The following is a 19,238-nucleotide window of genomic DNA, read 5'->3' on the forward strand; positions in this document are numbered from 1 at the left end:
CGGGCTGGTCTTGGGGACGGCCCGTGACGGCCGGTGCTGGTGCCGGTCCGTATTGGCGCTGATCAGGACTTTCCGAGTTCCTCGTCGATGATGTCGAAGACGTCGTCGAGCGTTGCCGAGCTCAGGTCGTCCACCGCGGCCTCGGGTTCCTGTTCGTCCCATGTGGACAGGAGCGAGCGGAGCCGGAGCCGGATGTCCCCGGCCAGCGCGTCGTCCGGGTCGAGCTTGGACATGGTGATCGTCAGCTTGTTCAGTTCGCTGAGTACCGCGGCGGCAGGCGAGACCTGGTCCGCGAGGACCGACGTGCGCAGATGGGCCGCGAGCGCCGCGGGGTTCGGGTGGTCGAACACCAGGGTGGCGGGCAGCCGCGAGCCGACTTCGGCGTCGAGCCTGTTGCGCAGTTCCACCGCGGTCAGCGAGTCGAATCCGAGTTCCTTGAAGGCACGGTCCGCCTCGACGGCATCCGGTCCGGCGAAGCCGAGGACGGCCGCGGTGTGCGTGCGCACGAGGTGCACCAGCGCCCGGTCCTGCTCCGCCTCGGTGAGGGCCGCGAGCCGCTGGGCGAGCGGGACCACTCCGTCACCGGACCGCGCGGACCGGCGGGCCGGGGTGGGAACCAGGCCGCGCAGCATCGGCCGGACCCGCTCCGGGTGGGACCGGAGCGCGGCCAGGTCGATCGCGGCGGGCACCGCGGTCGCGGCGCCGGTCGCGCATGCCGCGTCGAACAGGGCCATGCCGTCCGTGGAGGACAGCGGGACCATGCCGCCCCGCGCCATCCGCTGGACGTCGGTGTCGTCGAGGTGGCCGGTGATGCCGCTGGCCTCGGCCCACAGGCCCCAGGCCAGTGACGTCGCGGGCAGCCCTGTGGCCCGGCGGTGCTGCGCGAGCGCGTCGAGGCAGGCGTTGGCGGCGGCGTAGTTGCCCTGGCCGGGGCCGCCGAACACACCGGCGGCCGCGGAGAACAGCACGAACGCGGTGAGGTCGGTGCCCCGGGTCAGCTCGTGCAAGTGCTGTGCGGCGTCGGCCTTGGGGCGCAGCACCGCGTCGACCTGCTCCGGGGTGAGGGATTCGATCACGCCGTCGTCCAGGACGCCCGCCGTGTGCACGACGGCGGTCACGGGGTGCTCCGCCAGGAGCGCGGCGACCGCGTCGCGGTCGCCGACGTCGCAGGCGGCGACCGCGACCCGTGCGCCGAGGGCCTCCAGATCCTGGCGCAGTTCCTCCGCTCCCGGTGTGTCCGCGCCGCGCCTGCCGGTCAGGACGAGCTCGCGCACTCCGTGCCGGCTGACGAGGTGCCTTGCGGTCACGCCGCCGAGCACGCCGAGTCCACCGGTGATCAGCACCACGCTGTCGGGGCCGAAGGCCGCCGCGCCGGGTGTGCCGGCCGGGGCGGCGAGCCGGGTGAGCCTGGGCACCATGGCGATTCCGTCCCTGATCGCGAGCTGCGGTTCCTCGGTCGCCACGGCGGCGGGCAGCCTGCGCAGCGACTGCTCGTTCCCGTCCGTGTCCACGAGGTCCACGAGTACGAACCGCGTCGGGTGCTCCGACTGCGCCGAGCGGACCAGGCCCCACGCGGGGGCGCGCACCAGGTCCGGTACGTCCTCGTCCGGCCCGGCGGCGACCGCGCCACTGGTGAGCAGCACGAGCCGGGACTCGGCGAACCTGTCCTCCGCGAGCCACTTCTGGAGCAGGTCGAGGGTGTGGTGCGTGGCCTCGCGGGGTGTCGTCGCGCGCTCGCCTGGGGTCACGGCCACGTACCGGGGTACGGGCGTGCCGCTGTCGACGGCGGCCAGCAGGGCGGCCAGGCCGGTGTGTGCGTCGACCTGTTCGCCGGCGGCGGTGAGCGCGTGGGCCAGGCGGCCGGTGTCGCCGCCGAGCACCGCCCAGGTGCCGGTGTCGGGGGCGGCGTCCTGGGCCGGGACCCACTTGACGTCGAACAGCGAGTCGCGGTGCGCGGACCGGGCGAGGCTGAGCTGGTCGGCCGAGAGGGGCCGCAGGGTCAGCGCGTCGACGGCGGCCACGGGCTCGCCGGTGCCGTCGGCGACGAGTACGGCCACGGCGTCCACGCCGACCGGAGTCAACCGGACCCGCAGGGCGGTCGCACCGGTCGCGAGGAGCCGTACCCCGGCCCACGAGAACGGCAGCCCGTCCGAGCCGACGCCGAGCCCGACGGCGTGCAGCGCGGTGTCCAGGAGTGCCGGGTGCAGGCCGAAGCCGTCGTCCGCGAGGCCGTCCGGCAAATCCACCTCGGCGTACACCACGTCGCCCTTGCGCCAGGCTGCGTTCAGGCCCTGGAAGGCGGGGCCGTGGTCGAGGCCGGAGGCGGCGACGGTGGCGTGGTGCGCCTCCAGGTCGACCGGTTCGGCCTCGCCGGGCGGCCAGGCGACGAGGGCGTCGGTGACGGGTTCCGCCTGGGCGGTCAGGGCACCCGTGGCGTGGCGGGTCCAGTCCCCGCCCTCGTCTCCTCGGGAATCCACGGTGAACGTCCGCCTGCCGGAGGCGTCCGGTCCTTCGAGGCTGAGCCGCACCTGGACGCCGTCGCGTTCGGGCAGCACCAGGGGCGCCTCCAGCACCAGGTCGTCCAGGGACGCGCAGCCGACGTGGTCACCGGCGCGCAGCGCGAGGTCGACGTAGGCGGAGCCGGGGAGCACCGCGGAGCCGAGGACGCGGTAGTCGGTGAGCCAGGGGTGGGTGCGCAGGGACAGCCTGCCGCTGAACACGAGGCTCTCGGAGTCCGGGAGTTCGGTGACGGCGGCGAGCACGGGGTGCCGCACGCGTCCCAGGCCGGCCGCGGTGACGTCGCCGGACGCGGTGTGCGTCGTGGTGGGCCAGAAGCGCCGGCGCTGGAACGGGTAGGTCGGCAGGTCGACCCGGCGTCCGCCGGGCGTGTCCCACTCCACCTGCCCGCCGCGGACGAACAGGGCGCTCGCCGAGGTCATCAGCCGGGTCAGGCCGCCGTCCCCGCGGCGCAGGGAGCCGACGACGACGCCGTCGGCGCCGACCAGTTCGCCCAGGCCTGCCACGAGCACGGGGTGGGGGCTGACTTCGACGAAGGCCGTGAAGCCCTCCTCCACCAGGGCGGAGACGGAGTCGGCGAACTCGACCGTCCGCCGCAGGCTCCGGTACCAGTACGCGGCGTCCATCTCGCGGGTGTCGAGCAGGCCGCCGGTCAGCGGGGAGTAGTACGGCACGTCGCCGGCTCGCGGCGCCACGTCCGCGAGGCCCTGCAGGAGGTCCGCTTCGATGCGTTCGACGTGGTGGGAGTGCGGGGCGTAGTCCGCGAGGACGCGTCGCGCCCACACCCCCTTCTCGGCGCAGGCCTCGACGAGTTCGTCGAGGGCGGCGATGTCACCGGAGACGACGACCGAGGCGGGGCCGTTCACCACGCCGACCGCGAGCCGTCCGTCCCAGCGGGCGATCAGCTCCCGCGCGCCGTCCACGCCGAGTGCGACCGACACCATGCCGCCCTGGCCGGACAGCGTGCTCAGTGCCCTGCTCCGCAGGACGACCAGCCGTGCCGCGTCCGTGAGGGTCAGGGCGCCCGCGACGCAGGCCGCGGCGATCTCGCCCTGCGAGTGGCCGAGGACGGCACTGGGCTCGACGCCCCACGACCGCCAGGTGGCGGCCAGCGACACCATCACCGCGAACAGGGCGGGCTGGACGACGTCGAGGCGTTCCATCCGGTCGGCGTCCTGGATCGCGTCGAGCAGCGACCAGTCCACGAACTCCTCCAGGGCCGCGGCGCACTCCTCCATGCGGGCGCGGAACACCGCAGAGGACTCCATCAGGCCGCCCGCCATGCCGAGCCACTGCGTGCCGTGGCCGGGGAACACGAACACCGGGCCGGCACCGTGGTTCTCCGCCACGCCGGTCACGACGTTCGGGGCCTCACGGCCGTCGGCGAGGGCGGTGAGACCGGAGAGGAACTCCTCCCGGTCGAGGCCCACCACGACGGCCCGGTGGTCGAACGTGGAGCGGGAACGCAGCGAGTGGGCGACGTCGGCGACCGGCGCGGCCGCCTCCCGCACGCACTCCTCGCGGAGCCTGGCCGCCTGTTCCCGCAGCGCCTCCGCGGACCGGGCCGAGAGGACCCAGGGCACGACACCCGTCTCCGCCGGCTCGGCGCCGGCCTCGGCCGACGTCACCCGGGGGGCCTGCTCGATCACGGTTGTCACCGGGGGGGCCTGCTCGATGACCGTGTGCGCGTTGGTGCCGCTGAATCCGAACGACGACACGCCCGCCCGCCACGGCCGGTCCACGGCAGGCCAGTCACGCTCGTCCGTGAGCAGCCGTACCCCGCCCGCGGACCAGTCCACGTGCGACGAGGGCTCGTCCGCGTGGAGGGTGCGGGGCAGCACGCCGTGCCGCATCGCCATCACCATCTTGATCACACCGGCGACACCGGCGGCGGCCTGGGTGTGACCGATGTTCGACTTGATGGAGCCGAGCCACAGCGGCCGGTCGGCGGGGCGGTCCTGGCCGTAGGTGGCCAGCAGGGCCTGCGCCTCGATCGGGTCGCCGAGCCTGGTGCCGGTGCCGTGGGCCTCGACCGCGTCCACGTCGGACGGTTCCAGACCGGCGCTCGCCAGGGCCTGCCGGATGACCCGCTGCTGCGAGGGGCCGTTGGGCGCGGTCAGGCCGTTGGAGGCACCGTCCTGGTTCACCGCGGAACCCCGCACCACGGCGAGGATCTCGTGCCTGTTGCGCTGCGCGTCCGACAGGCGCTCCACGAGCAGCATGCCGATGCCCTCGCCCCAGCCGGTGCCGTCGGCGGCGTCGGAGAAGGCCTTGCAGCGGCCGTCGACCGACAGTCCGCGCTGGCGGCTGAACTCGATGAAGGCACCCGGCGTCGACATCACCGTCACACCGCCCGCCAGCGCCATCTCGCACTCGCCCTGGTGCAGTGCCTGCACCGCGAGGTGCAGCGCGACCAGCGACGACGAGCACGCCGTGTCCACGGTCACGGCCGGACCCTCGAGGCCGAACGTGTACGAGAGACGGCCGGACATAACGCTGGCCGCGCTGCCCGTCGCCACGTGTCCGCCGACGTCCTCGGCGGCTCCGTCGAGGACGAGGCCGTAGTCCTGAACATTCGAGCCGACGAACACGCCGACCCGCTCGCCGCGTATCGCGTTCGGGTCCATTCCGGCCCGCTCGAACGTCTCCCAGGAGGTCTCCAGGAGGAGTCGCTGCTGCGGGTCCATCGCCAGCGCCTCGCGCGGCGAGATCCCGAAGAAGCCCGCGTCGAAGTCCGCGACGCGGTCGAGGAAGGCGCCCCTGCAGCTGTACGTGGTGCCCACCCCTTCGGGGTCCGGGTCGTACAGCGCCTCCAGGTCCCAGCCGCGGTCGGCCGGGAACTCCGACACCGCGTCCCCGCCGGACAGCAGCACCCGCCACAGGTCCTCCGGGCCGGCCACGCCGCCGGGGTACCGGCACGCCATCGCCACGATCGCGATCGGCTCGTCGGTCGCGCCCGGGGCGACGGCGTCCGGTGCCCGGAGCGACCCGCCGTGCGGTTCCAGGACCGCCGTCAGCAGGTGTTGGGCGAGCGCCGCGGGGCTCGGGTAGTCGAAGACCACGGTCGCGGGCAGGGTCAGGCCGGATTCGGCCGTCAGCCGGTTGCGCAGTTCCACGGCGGTCAGCGAGTCGAAGCCCAGCTCGCGGAACGCCCGGTCGGGGTCCACCGCGCCGGCCGAGGCGTGGCCCAGGACGGCGGCGGCCTGCGCGACGACGAGGCCGCGCACCAGTTCCTTCCGCTTCGCCTCGTCCAGGCCCGTGAGGCGGCGGCGCAGCTCGGCGCCCTCCTCGTCGGACCCGCCCGGCCCGCCGGACCCGTTGGATCCGTCGGCCCGGTCGGCGATCGCGTCGTGCGCCTCGGCCAGGTCGGCGAGCAGCGGGCTGGGCCTGCCGATGGTGAAGGCGGGCGCGAACCGCTCCCAGTCGACGTTCACCACGACCGTGGTCGCCGTGCCGCCGCCGACCGCGTCGGCGAGGGCGCCCACCGCGGGCTCGGGCGGCAGCGCCGGGAGCCCGCGCCGGGACAGCTGCCGCTGCGCCTCGTCGTCGGCCATGCCGCCCCCGGCCCAGGGGCCCCAGGCGACCGTGGTGGCCGGCAGGCCGCGCGAGACGCGGTGCTCGGTGAGGGCGTCGAGGTAGGCGTTCGCGGCGCTGTAGGCGACCTGGCCTCCGCTGCCCCAGATGCCGGCGATCGAGGAGTACGACAGGAACGCGTCGAGGGGCGCGTCGGCAAGGAGTTCGTGCAGGTGCGCGGCGCCCGCCACCTTGGCGGTGACCACGTCCGCGAAGCGCGCGAGGTCCGTCTCGTCGGCGGGGACGCTGTCGTTGAGGCCGGCGGTGTGCACGACGGCACGGACCGGGTCGCCGGCGGCGGCCAGGTCGCCGAGCAGGGCGGCGAGCCGTTCCCTGTCGGCGATGTCGACGGCGGCGACCGTGACGCGCGCGCCCAGCTCGGCGAGTTCGGCGCCCAGCTCGGCGGCGCCCTCGGCCTCGGGGCCACGCCTGCTCACCACCACGACGTGCTCGGCGCCGTGCGCCGCGAGCCACCGGGCGGCCCTCGCGCCCAGGGCGCCGAGACCGCCGGTCACCAGGGCCGTGCCGCGCGGCGTCCAGCCGGAGCCCGCGGTGGCCCGCTCGGCGCGCCGGAGCCGGCGCGTGAACACGCCGGTCCCGCGTACGGCGATCTGGTCCTCCGCTCCGCCCAGCAGGCCGCACAGCCGTGCGGCCACCGGCTCGTCCACCGTCTCCGGCAGGTCGACCAGGCCGCCCCAGCGGTCGGGGTGCTCCAGCGCCGCGGCCCGGCCGAGACCCCACACCATCGACTGCGCGAACCCGGCGACCGCGTCCTCGGCGGTGGCCGACACCGCACCCGAGGTCACGCACCACAGCGGCGCTCCTACGCCCGTGTCGCCGAGCGCCTGGACCAGCGCGAGGGTGGCCGCGACACCGTTCGGCACGGCGGGATGGTCGGGGTGCGGCGACTCGTCGAACGCCAGCAGCGACAGGACCCCGCCGACCTGTTCGCCCGCGGCGGCCGCGCGCAGCGCGTCGGCCAGCGCCTCGCGGTCGGCGCCGTCGGCCTCCACCGGGACGAGCGCCAGGCCCTGGTCCGCCAGCAGCGTGCGCAGCGCGGCGGCACGTTCGTCACCCGCGAGCGCCACGGCCAGCCAGGTGCCTGAGGGAGGAGTGGTCGCCGGGTGTCCGCCGGCCTTCCAGTCGACGGCGTAACGCCAGTTGTCCACGGTGGACTTCTCGCGGCTGCGGCGCCGCCACGAGGACAGCAGCGGCAGCACCGCGCGGAGCGAGTCGGTCGCACCGTCGTCGTCGATCCCCAGGGACGACGCGAGCGCGTCCGCCTCCTCGCTGTCCACCGCGGCCCAGAACTCCGCCTCGTCCGCGCCCGTCGCGGCCTCGCTCCCGCCGGGCCGGGCGTCCAGCCAGTAGCGCTGGTGCTGGAAGGCGTACGTCGGCAGGTCGACGCGCCGGGCCCCGCTGTGCGCGAAGTAGGCGTTCCAGTCGACCGTCACACCCCGCGCGTGCAGTGCGGCGACCGTGGTGACGAGGGCGGCCTCCTCGGGCCGGTCCGCGCGCAGCGCGGGCAGGAACACCGCGTCGGGCGCACCGGCCGCCCCGAGAGCGGACAGCGTCCCACCGGGCCCGACCTCGACGAACGCGGTCGCACTCGAGTCCCGCAGCGTGTGCACGGCGTCGGCGAACCGCACCGATTCCCGTACGTGGCGGACCCAGTAGTCCGGCGAGGCCAGTTCGTCGGCCGTCGCGCGGGCACCGGTCAACGTGGACACGATCGGGATCGCGGGGACCTCGTACGACACGCTCTCCAGCACCCGGCGGAAGTCGTCCAGCATCGGGTCCATCAGCGGGGAGTGGAACGCGTGGCTCACCCGGAGCCGGGTCACTTTGCGGCCCGCCTTGTGCCACCGCTCGGCGACGGCCTCCGCATCGGCGGCGGCACCGGAGACGACCACCGACGACGGCCCGTTCACCGCCGCGATGCCCACCGTCTCCGGCAGGTCCGGCGCGACCTCGGCCTCCGTCGCCTGGATGGCCACCATCGCACCGCCGTCGGGCAGCGCCTGCATCAGCCCCGCACGCGCCGACACCACCTTCACCGCATCGGCCAGCGACCACACACCGGACACGTGCGCGGCGGCCAGCTCACCGATCGAATGACCGGCGAGCACGTCCGGACGGATGCCCCACGACTCAAGGAGACGGAACAGCGCCACCTCGACCGCGAACAGCGCAGGCTGCGTCACCCCCGTCTCATTCAGCGCATCCGCATCCTCACCGAACAGCACCTCACGGACCTCAGGAGCCAGCAGCCCCAGCACCTCGTCCAGGGAAGCGGCAAACACCGGGAACCGGGCAGCCAGTTCACGGCCCATCCCGAGCCGCTGCGAACCCTGGCCCGAGAACAGGAAACCCACCCGGTGCGCAGCGGCCTCGCCCATCACGACACCGGGCTCCTCCCGCCCCTCGGCGAGGGCGGCCAGGGCCGACCGGAACTCGGCGGGATCGGCGGCGACGACCACCGCGCGGTGGTCCAGCGCCGCCCGTGACGTGGCGAGCGAGTGGCCTACGTCCACGGGCGCGTGCTCGTCCACGAGGGACAGCAGTCGCCGCGCCTGGCCGCGCAGCGCGCCCTCGTCGCCCGCCGACAGCACCCACGGCACCAGGCCACCGTCGTGCGCCGTCGGCTCCGGGGCTTCCACCCGCTCGACGACTGGGGCCTGCTCGATGATGGCGTGCGCGTTGGTGCCGCTGAACCCGAACGACGACACACCCGCCCGCCACGGCCGGTCCGCAGCAGGCCACGGGCGGTCCTGCGTCAGCAGTTCCACCGCACCGGCGGACCAGTCGACGTGCGGTGACGGCTCGTCCACGTGCAGGGTGCGCGGCAGCACGCCGTGCCGCATCGCCATCACCATCTTGATCACACCGGCCACGCCGGCCGCCGCCTGCGTGTGGCCGATGTTCGACTTCACCGAGCCGAGCCACAGCGGCCGGTCCTCGGGCCGGTCCTGGCCGTACGTCGCGAGCAGGGCCTGCGCCTCGATCGGGTCGCCGAGCTTCGTACCGGTGCCGTGGGCCTCGACCGCGTCCACATCGGCCGGGGCGAGGCCCGCGGCCGCCAGCGCCTGGCGGATCACCCGCTGCTGCGAGGGGCCGTTCGGCGCGGTCAGGCCGTTGGACGCCCCGTCCTGGTTCACCGCGGAACCCCGCACCACGGCGAGGACCTGGTGACCGTTGCGCTGCGCGTCCGACAGCCGCTCCACGAACAGCATGCCGACGCCCTCGCCCCAGCCGGTGCCGTCGGCGGCGGCGGCGAACGCCTTGCAGCGGCCGTCCACCGACAGGCCGCGCTGCCGGCTGAACTCGATGAAGGCACCCGGCGTCGACATCACCGTCACGCCACCCGCCAGCGCCATCTCGCACTCACCCGCGCGCAGGGCCTGCACGGCCAGGTGCAGCGCGACCAGCGACGACGAGCACGCCGTGTCCACGGTCACGGCCGGACCCTCGAAGCCGAACGTGTACGAAAGACGGCCGGAGGCGACGCTGGCCGCGTTGCCGGTCGCCATGTAGCCGCCCACGTCCTCGGCGGCCTTGCCCACCACCAGCCCGTAGTCCTGGGCGTTCGAGCCGACGAACACGCCGACGCGCTTACCGCGCAGCGACGCGGGGTCGATGCCCGCGCGCTCCAGCAGTTCCCAGGAGGTTTCGAGGAGGAGCCGCTGTTGCGGGTCCATCGCCAGCGCCTCGCGGGGCGAGATCCCGAAGAAGCCCGCGTCGAAGCCGCTCACGTCCGACAGGAACGCGCCCGACCGCAGATACGTGGTCCCCACCGAGTCCGGGTCGGGGTCGTACAGCGCGTCCAGGTCCCAGCCGCGGTCGGCCGGGAACCCCGACACCGCGTCGCCGCCGGACAGCAGCACCCGCCACAGGTCGTCGGGGCTCGACACGCCGCCGGGGAACCGGCAGGACATCGCCACGATCGCGATCGGCTCGTCCGCCACGTCCGAAACGGCCACGGGAGCGGCGGGGGTGAAGTCCGCGTTCGCGCCGGACAGTTCGGCACGCAGATACGCGGCCAGTTCGGCGGCGGTCGGGTGGTCGAAGACCAGGGTCGCGGGCAGGGCAACCCCGGTGGCCTCGCTCAGCCGGCTCCGCAGCTCCACCGCCGTCAGCGAATCGAAGCCCAGGTCCTTGAAGGCACGTGTGGCGGAGAAGGCGTCGGCCGAGACATGGCCGAGGACCGTGGCCGCCTCGTACCGGACCAGCTCGGTCAGCTGCCGCTCCTGCTGGGCCTCGTCCAGGCCGGCGAGCCGCTGCGCCAGAGCCGAAGAACCCCGGTCCGTCGACGTGGCCTCGAACGCGGCACGCACCTCGGGCAGTTCACTCAGCAAGGCGCTGGGCCGCTGCGCCATGAACGTGCCCGCGAACCGCTCCCAGTCCACATCGGCGACGACCACGTTCCCGTCACCACGCTCCAGGGCCGTGACCAGACCCACGATCGCGACCGCCGGAGCCATCGTCGACAGACCCCAGCGGTTGAGCAGCGCGGCCTGCTCGGTGGTGGCGACCATGCCGCCACCGCCCCACGGGCCCCAGGCCACCGCCGTGGCGGGCAGACCCGCCGCCCTGCGGTGCTCGGCCAGGGCGTCCAGGTAGGCGTTGGCCGCCGCGTACGCGCCCTGCCCGCTGCTGCCCCAGACTCCGGCGATCGACGAGAACAGCACGAACGCGTCCAACGGCCGGCCGGCAAGCAGCTCGTGCAGGTTCCGCGCGCCGTCGGCCTTGGCCGCCAGCACATCGGCGAGATCGTCCGCACCGAGATCGGCGAGGACGGCCGAGCGCTCGATGCCGGCCGTGTGCACGACCGCATCGAGTGCCGGGACGCTCTCCAGCAGCGCCGCGACGGACTCGCGGTCCGCCACGTCACAGGCCGCGAACGTCACCCGCGCGCCCGACGCGACCAGCTCCGCCTCCAACTCCACCGCGCCGTCGGCCGCCCGGCCACGACGGCTCGCCAGCACCACGTGCTCGGCACCGCGCGCCGCCAGCCAGCGCGCCACATGACCGCCCAGAGCACCCAGACCACCCGTGACGAGGACCGTCCCGCGAGGCGTCCACCCGGTCCCGGATGCCTCGCCCAGGGGCGCGAGGACCAGCCTGCGGCCGAGGACCTCGCCACCGCGCAGCGCGACCTGGTCCTCACCGCTCGCCCCGGCGAGCACCGAGACGAGCAGGTCACCGGTCGCCTCGTCCTGAGCGTCCGGCACATCGACCAGACCGCCCCAGCGCCCGGGCTGCTCCAGCGCCGCCACCCGGCCCAGACCCCACACCATCGACTGCTCGAACCCGGCCACGGCATCAGTTGCACCCGCCGCCACCGCACCCGACGTCAGGCACCACAGCGGACCCGCCACACCCGCGTCACCCAGCGCCCGCAGCAGGCCGACGGTGGGGGATGCACCCGCGTCCGCGAGTCCCAGCAGCGAGACCACACCGCTCACCGCGGGCAACCCGCCCAGCCGCTCCGCCCAGTCGGCCGTCTCCGGGGCCACCTCCAGGACCCGCACCTCGGCACCGCTCCGGGCCAGCGCCTCCCCCACCCATCCGGTACGGTCCTCACCCACCGGCGCCACGACCAGCCACGTACCGTCCAGCCGCCCAGACCCGACCGACACCGGCCGCCACTCGACCCCGTACCGCCGGCCGTCGGCGGTGGAACGGTCCCGCTGCTCCTTGCGCCACTCGGACAACCGAGGCAGGACCGCGCTCAACGGCTCGTCCGACGACACGTCCAACGTACGGGCCAAGTCCTCGACGTCGCCTTCCTCGACGGCCTCCCAGAACCGCGCCTCCACCGGCGACAACCGCTCGACGCCCTCACCCACGGGCGCGGGGTCCAGCCAGAAGCGCTCACGCTGGAACGCATAGGTCGGCAGATCCACCCACTGCCGTCCGCGTCCGGCGAGGAACACCTCCCAGTCCACCGCCACGCCGCGTACGTGCAGCAGCCCGACGGCCGTCGTGGCGGCCACCGTCTCCGGCCGGTCGCCGCGCAGCACCGGTACGAAGTCCGCGCCCGGCGCGGACTCCCGGCCCAGCGCCGACAGCGTCCCGCCCGGACCGACCTCCACGAACGTGCCTACACCATCCGCGACCAGCGCACTCACCGCGTCGGCGAACCGCACCGACTCCCGCACATGCCGCACCCAGTACTCCGGCGACACCAACTCCTCGGCGCTCGCCGGCCCGCCCGTCAACGTCGACACGATCGGAATCTCGGGCGCCTCGTACGACACACCCTCCAGCACCCGGCGGAACTCCTCCAGCATCGGATCCATCAACGGCGAATGGAACGCACGGCTCACCCGCAGCCGCGACACCTTCCGACCCGCCGCACCCCACCGCTCGCCAACAGCCTCCACATCAGCGGCGACACCGGAAACCACCACCGAGTCCGGCCCGTTCACCGCCGCGATACCCACCGTCTCCGGCAGCCCGGGTGCGACCTCGGCCTCCGTCGCCCGGATCGCCACCATCGCCCCACCCTCGGGTAACGCCTGCATCAGCCCCGCACGGGCCGACACCACCTTCACCGCATCCGCGAGAGACCACACCCCCGAGACATGAGCCGCGGCCAGCTCACCGATCGAATGACCGGCCAGCACATCCGGACGGATGCCCCAGGACTCCAACAGCCTGAACAGGGCGACCTCGACCGCGAACAGCGCGGGCTGCGTCACCCCCGTCTCATTCAGCGCTTCGGCATCCTCACCGAACAGCACCTCACGCACCTCAGGAGCCAGCAGCCCCAGCACCTCGTCCAGCGCCTCGGCGAACACCGGGAAACCGTCTGCCAGTTCACGACCCATCCCGAGCCGCTGCGAACCCTGACCGGAGAACAGGAAACCCACCCGGTGCGACGCGGCCTCGCCCGTCACCACTCCCGGACCGCCGCGCCCCTCGGCGAGGGCGGCCAGGACCGACCGGAACTCGGCGGGCTCCGCGGCGACCACCACCGCGCGGTGCTCCAACGCCGCACGTGAGAACACCAGCGCGCGGCCCACGTCCGCAACGGACGGCTCCGGCGACTCGGCCACGAGGGACGCGAGTCGAGCCGCCTGCTCACGCAGCGCCTCGGGGCTGCCGGCCGACAGCGCCCACGGGACGACCGTGCCGACGGGCAACGGCTCGGGTGCCTGCTCCCGCTCGACCACGGGCGCCTGCTCGACGATGACGTGCGCGTTCGTGCCGCTGAACCCGAACGACGACACACCCGCCCGCCACGGCCGGTCCGCGGCGGGCCACTCGCGCTCGTCGGTGAGCAGTTCGACCGCGCCGGCGGTCCAGTCGACGTGCGGCGACGGCTCTTCCGCGTGGAGGGTGCGCGGCAGCACGCCGTGCCGCATCGCCATGACCATCTTGATCACACCGGCGACACCGGCGGCGGCCTGGGTGTGACCGATGTTCGACTTGATCGAGCCCAGCCACAGGGGCCGGTCGGCGGAGCGGCCCTGGCCGTACGTGGCGATGAGAGCCTGCGCCTCGATCGGGTCGCCGAGCCTGGTGCCGGTGCCGTGCGCCTCGACCGCGTCCACGTCGGCCGGGGCGAGGCCCGCGGCCGCCAGCGCCTGGCGGATCACCCGCTGCTGCGAGGGGCCGTTCGGCGCGGTCAGACCGTTGGACGCGCCGTCCTGGTTCACCGCGGAACCCCGTACGACGGCAAGGACCTGGTGACCGTTGCGCTCGGCGTCCGACAGCCGCTCGACGACCAGCATGCCGATGCCCTCGCCCCAGCCGGTGCCGTCCGCGTCCGCGCCGAAGGCCTTGCACCGGCCGTCCACTGACAGGCCCCGCTGCTTGCTGAACTCCACGAACGCGGCCGGGGTGGACATCACCGTCACGCCGCCGGTGAGCGCCAGTTCGCACTCGCCGGACCGCAGCGCCTGCACCGCCAGGTGCAGGGCGACCAGCGACGACGAGCACGCCGTGTCCACAGTGACGGCCGGGCCCTCGAGGCCGAACGTGTAGGAAAGGCGACCGGAGATGACGCTCGCCGCGCTGCCGGTGCCGAAGTAGCCCTCGACGGTGTCCGGAGCGGCCATCATCAGCGTCGTGTAGTCCTGGCCGTTGGTGCCGACGAACACGCCGGAACGGCTGCCCCGCAGCGCGTGCGCGTCGATGCCCGCGCGTTCGAGGGCCTCCCAGGAGGTCTCCAGGAGCAGCCGCTGCTGCGGGTCCATCGCCAGCGCCTCACGCGGTGAGATCCCGAAGAACGCCGGGTCGAACTCGGCCACTTGGTCGAGGAAGGCGCCCTTGCGCGTGTACGACGTGCCGACGCGCGCGGCGTCCGGGTCGTAGAGCGTCTCCAGGTCCCAGCCGCGGTCGGCAGGGAACTCCGACACCGCGTCGCCGCCCGACCGCAGGACCTGCCACAGGTCCTCCGGGCTCGAAACGCCGCCCGGGAAGCGGCAGGCCATCCCCACGATCGCGATCGGCTCGTCCGCCACGCCCGAAACGGCCACGGGGGCCGCGGGGGTGAGGTCCGCGTTCGTGCCGGACAGTTCGGCGCGCAGATGGGCGGCCAGTTCGGCGGCGGTCGGGTGGTCGAAGACCAGGGTGGTGGGCAGGGCGACACCCGTGGCCTCACTCAGCCGGCTCCGCAGTTCCACCGCCGTCAACGAGTCGAAGCCCAGCTCCCGGAAGGGGCGGGTCGCGGAGAACGCGTCACCGGACACATGGCCGAGGACCGCGGCCGCCTCGTACCGGACCAGGTCGGTCAGCTGCCGCTCCTGCTCGGCCTCGTCCAGGCCGGCGAGCCGCTGCGCCAGTGCCGACGAGACCTGCTCGGTCGACGTGGCCTCGAACGTGGCGCGCACCTCGGACAGTTCACTCAGCAGCGGGCTGGGCCGCTGGGCCATGAAGGTGCCCGCGAACCGCCCCCAGTCCACATCGGCGAGGGTGACCGTGCCGTCGCCGTGGTCGACGGCCGCGCCGAGACCGGCGAGGGCCGCCTCGGGGGTCATCGTGTTCAGGCCCCTGCGCCGCAGGTGCGCGGCCTGCCCGGAGTCGGCGACCATGCCGCCACCGCCCCACGGGCCCCAGGCCACCGCCGTGGCGGGCAGTCCCGCCGCCCTGCGGTGCTCGGCCAGGGCGTCCAGGTAGGCGTTCGCCGCACCGTAGGCGGGCTGACCACCGCTGCCCCAGACACCGGCGATCGACGAGAACAGCACGAACGCGTCCAACGGCCGGTCGGCGAGCAGCTCGTGCAGGTTCCGCGCGCCGTCGGCCTTCGCGGCCAGCACATCGGCGAACCGGCTCAGGTCGGACGGATCGAGATCCGCCAGCGCGGCCGAGCGCTCGATGCCGGCCGTGTGCACGACCGCGCTCAGCTCCGGGACGCTCTCCAGCAGCGCCGCGACGGACTCCCGGTCCGCCACGTCACAGGCCGCGAACGTCACCCGCGCGCCCGACGCGACCAGCTCCGCCTCCAACTCCTCCGCGCCGTCGGCCGCCCGGCCGCGACGGCTCGCCAGCACCACGTGCTCGGCACCGCGCGCCGCCGACCAGCGCGCCACATGACCGCCCAGAGCGCCCAGACCACCGGTCACCAGCACCGTGCCCCGCGGCGTCCACCCCTCCACGGCGGCATCGCCCAGGGGCGCGGGCACCAGCCTGCGGCCGAAAACCTCGCCACCGCGTACGGCGATCTGGTCCTCGTCACCCGTGCCGGCGAGGACCGAGGCCAACAGGTCACCGGTTCCTTCGTCCTGAGCGTCCGGCAGATCCACCAGACCGCCCCAGCGCCCGGGCTGCTCCAGCGCCGCCACCCGGCCCAGACCCCACACCATCGACTGCTCGAACCCGGCCACGGCATCATCCGCACCCGCCGCCACCGCACCCGACGTCAGGCACCACAGCGGACCCGCCACACCCGCGTCACCCAGCGCCCGCAGCAGACCGATCGTGCCCCTGAGACCCGCGGGTATGCCCGGACCGTCCGCAGCGGCGAGCCCCAGCAGCGAGACCACACCGCTCAGCGCGGGCAACCCGCCCAGCCGCTCCGCCCAGTCGACCGCCTCCGGGTCCACCTCCAGGACCCGCACCTCGGCACCGTTCCGGGCCAGCGCCTCCCGCACCCACCCGACACGGTCCTCACCCACCGGCGCCACGACCAGCCACGTACCGTCCAGCCGCCCAGACCCGACCGACACCGGCCGCCACTCGACCCCGTACCGCCAGCCGTCGGCGGTGGAACGGTCCCGCTGCTTCCTGCGCCAGGCGGAGAGGCGGGGCAGTACGGCGCTCAGCGGGTCGTCGGACGACACGCCCAGCGTGCGGGCGAGGTCGCCGAGGTCGCCCTCTTCCACGGTGTCCCAGAACCGTGCCTCCACGGGCGACATCGGCTCGGTGGCCTCGTCCGCGGCCGGGGCGTCCAGCCAGTGGCGCTCCCGCTGGAAGGCGTACGTGGGCAGGTCCACCCGCCGGGCGCCGCCGTCGAACAAGGCGGCCAGGTTCACGGCGACGCCGCGCACGTGCAGCCGGCCGACGGCGGTGGTCAGCGCGTCGAGTTCGGGCCGGTCGCCGCGCAGGGCGGGGACGAAGTCGGCTTCGGGGGCGTTGAGCTGCCCGAGGCCGGACAATACGCCGCCGGGACCGATCTCCACGAAGACGTCGACGCCGTGCTCGCGCAGCGCGGCGATCGCGTCGTGGAACCGCACCGACTCGCGTACGTGCCGCACCCAGTACTCGGGCGACGTCAGCTCCTCGGCCGTGGCCAGCCGGCCTATCAGCGTCGACGCGATCGGGATCGCGGGCGCCTGGTACGACACGCCCTCCAGCACCCGCCGGAACTCGTCCAGCATCGGGTTCATCAGCGGGGAGTGGAACGCGTGGCTGACCCGCAGCCGGGTCACCTTGCGGCCCGCCGCGCGCCACCGCTCCGCGACCGCCTCCACCTCGGCGGCGGCGCCCGAGACCACCACCGAGTCGGGGCCGTTCACCGCGGCGATGTCCACGTCGTCCGGGAGATCGGGTACGACCTCGGCCTCGGACGCTTGGACGGCGACCATCGCGCCGCCTGCGGGCAACGCCTGCATCAGCGCACCGCGTGCCGAGACCACCTTGACGGCGTCCGCGAGCGACCACACGCCGGAGACGTGCGCGGCGGCGAGTTCGCCGATCGAGTGCCCCGCCAGGGCCTCGGGGCGCACGCCCCACGATGCGAGGAGGCGGAACAGCGCCACCTCGACGGCGAACAGCGCGGGCTGGGTCATCCCGGTCGCGTCCAGGGCGTCGGCGTCCTCGCCGAACAGCACCTCGCGCACCCGCGGGTCGAAGGCGTCCAGCACCGTGTCGAGGGCTTCGGCGAACACCGGGAAGCGGGCGGCGAGTTCACGCCCCATGCCGAGGCGCTGTGAACCCTGCCCGGAGAACAGGTAGCCGAGCCGGTGGGACGCCGCCTCGCCGACCACGACGCCCGGACCGCCGCGGCCCTCGGCGAGGGCGGCGAGCCGGTCGAGGGTGGCGGCCCTGTCCTCGGCGTCCCCGGCGAGGAGGACGGCGCGGTGCTCGAACACGGCGCGGGTCGTGGCCAAGGAGAAGCCGACGCCCGCCGCGTCGAAGTCGTCGGTGTCCCGCAGGTGGGACAGGAGGCGGTCGGCCTGGGCGCGCAGCGCGTCGGGGGTCCGGGCGGACAGCGCCCACGGCGTGACGGCGGCGACCGGCCGGCCGTCGGCCTCGGCGGGTGCCGGTTCGTCGGCGGGGCCCTGTTCCAGGATGACGTGGGCGTTGGTGCCGCTGACGCCGAACGAGGACACGCCGGCGCGGCGCGGTTCGCCGGTCTCGGGCCATTCCCGGCCCTCGGTCAGCAGTTCCACGGCGCCCGCCGACCAGTCGACGTGGCTGCTCGGTTCGTCGACGTGCAGGGTCTTGGGCAGCACGCCGTGCCGCATCGCCATGACCATCTTGATGATGCCGCCGACTCCGGCCGCCGCCTGGGCGTGGCCGATGTTCGACTTCAGCGACCCCAGCCACAGGGGCCGGTCCGCGGGCCGGTCCTGGCCGTACGTGGCGATGAGGGCCTGCGCCTCGATCGGGTCGCCGAGGGTGGTGCCGGTGCCGTGCGCCTCGACGGCGTCCACGTCGGCAGCGGTGAGGCGGGCGCTCGCCAGCGCCTGGGTGATCACCGCCTGCTGGGACGGGCCGTTCGGCGCGGTCAGGCCGTGGGACGCGCCGTCCTGGTTCACCGCGGAGCCGCGGACGATCGCGAGGACGGGGTGGCCGTTGCGGCGGGCGTCGGACAGCCGCTCCACCAGGAGCATGCCGACGCCCTCGCCCCAGCCGGTGCCGTCGGCGCTGTCGGAGAACGCCTTGCAGCGGCCGTCCACGGACAGCGCGCGCTGCCTGCTGTACTCGACGAACGTGCGCGGTGTGGACATGAACGTGGCGCCGCCCGCGAGCGCGAGGGAGCATTCGTCGCGGCGGAGCGCCACCATCGCGAGGTGCAGGGCCACCAGGGACGACGAGCAGGCGGTGTCCACCGTCACGGCGGGCCCGACGAGGCCGAGCGTGTAGGCGACGCGGCCGGACGCGATGCTGCCGGCGCTGCCGTTGGCGAGGTAGCCCTCGAACCCGTCGGGTGCCTGCGGCAGCCGTGTCGCGTAGTCGTTGTACATCACGCCCGCGAACACGCCGGTCCTGGAGTCCCTGGCCCGCGCCGGGTCGATGCCCGCGCGTTCGAACGCCTCCCAGGAGGTCTCCAGGAGCAGGCGCTGCTGCGGGTCCATGGCCAGCGCCTCGCGCGGGCTGACTCCGAAGAACGCCGGGTCGAACTCCGTGGCGCCCTGCAGGAATCCGCCGTGGCGGGTGATGGAGGTGCCCGCGTGCTCCGGGTCGGGGTCGTGGAGGGCGTCGGCGTCCCAGCCGCGGTCGGCCGGGAACTCCACCACGGCGTCCCCGCCGTCGGCGACCAGCCGCCACAGGTCCTCCGGCGATGCGACGCCGCCGGGGTAGCGGCAGCTCATCCCGATGATCGCGATGGGCTCGTTCTCCCGCTCCTCGACCTCGCGCAGGCGCCGGCGGGCGTTGCGCAGGTCGGTGGTTGCCCGCTTGAGGTAGTCGCGGAGCTTGTTCTCGTTCTCCATTTGGCGTGCGCTCCTTACGGCGGTGCAGAAGAGGTCGACGCG

Annotated in this window: 1 protein-coding gene; it reads right to left on the bottom strand. The window is 74.3% G+C overall.

What is annotated here, in order from left to right:
- Positions 1 to 62: 62 nt before the first annotated feature.
- Positions 63 to 19,196 carry a type I polyketide synthase gene (locus ACZ7P3_RS04890; RefSeq protein WP_472078994.1) on the bottom strand — a complete coding sequence of 6,378 codons (19,134 nt, stop codon included), beginning with the start codon at positions 19,194 to 19,196 and terminating at the stop codon, positions 63 to 65.
- Between the last annotated feature and the right edge of the window lie 42 nt (positions 19,197 to 19,238).

The organism is Streptomyces sp. NPDC107581 (genome assembly GCF_055657175.1).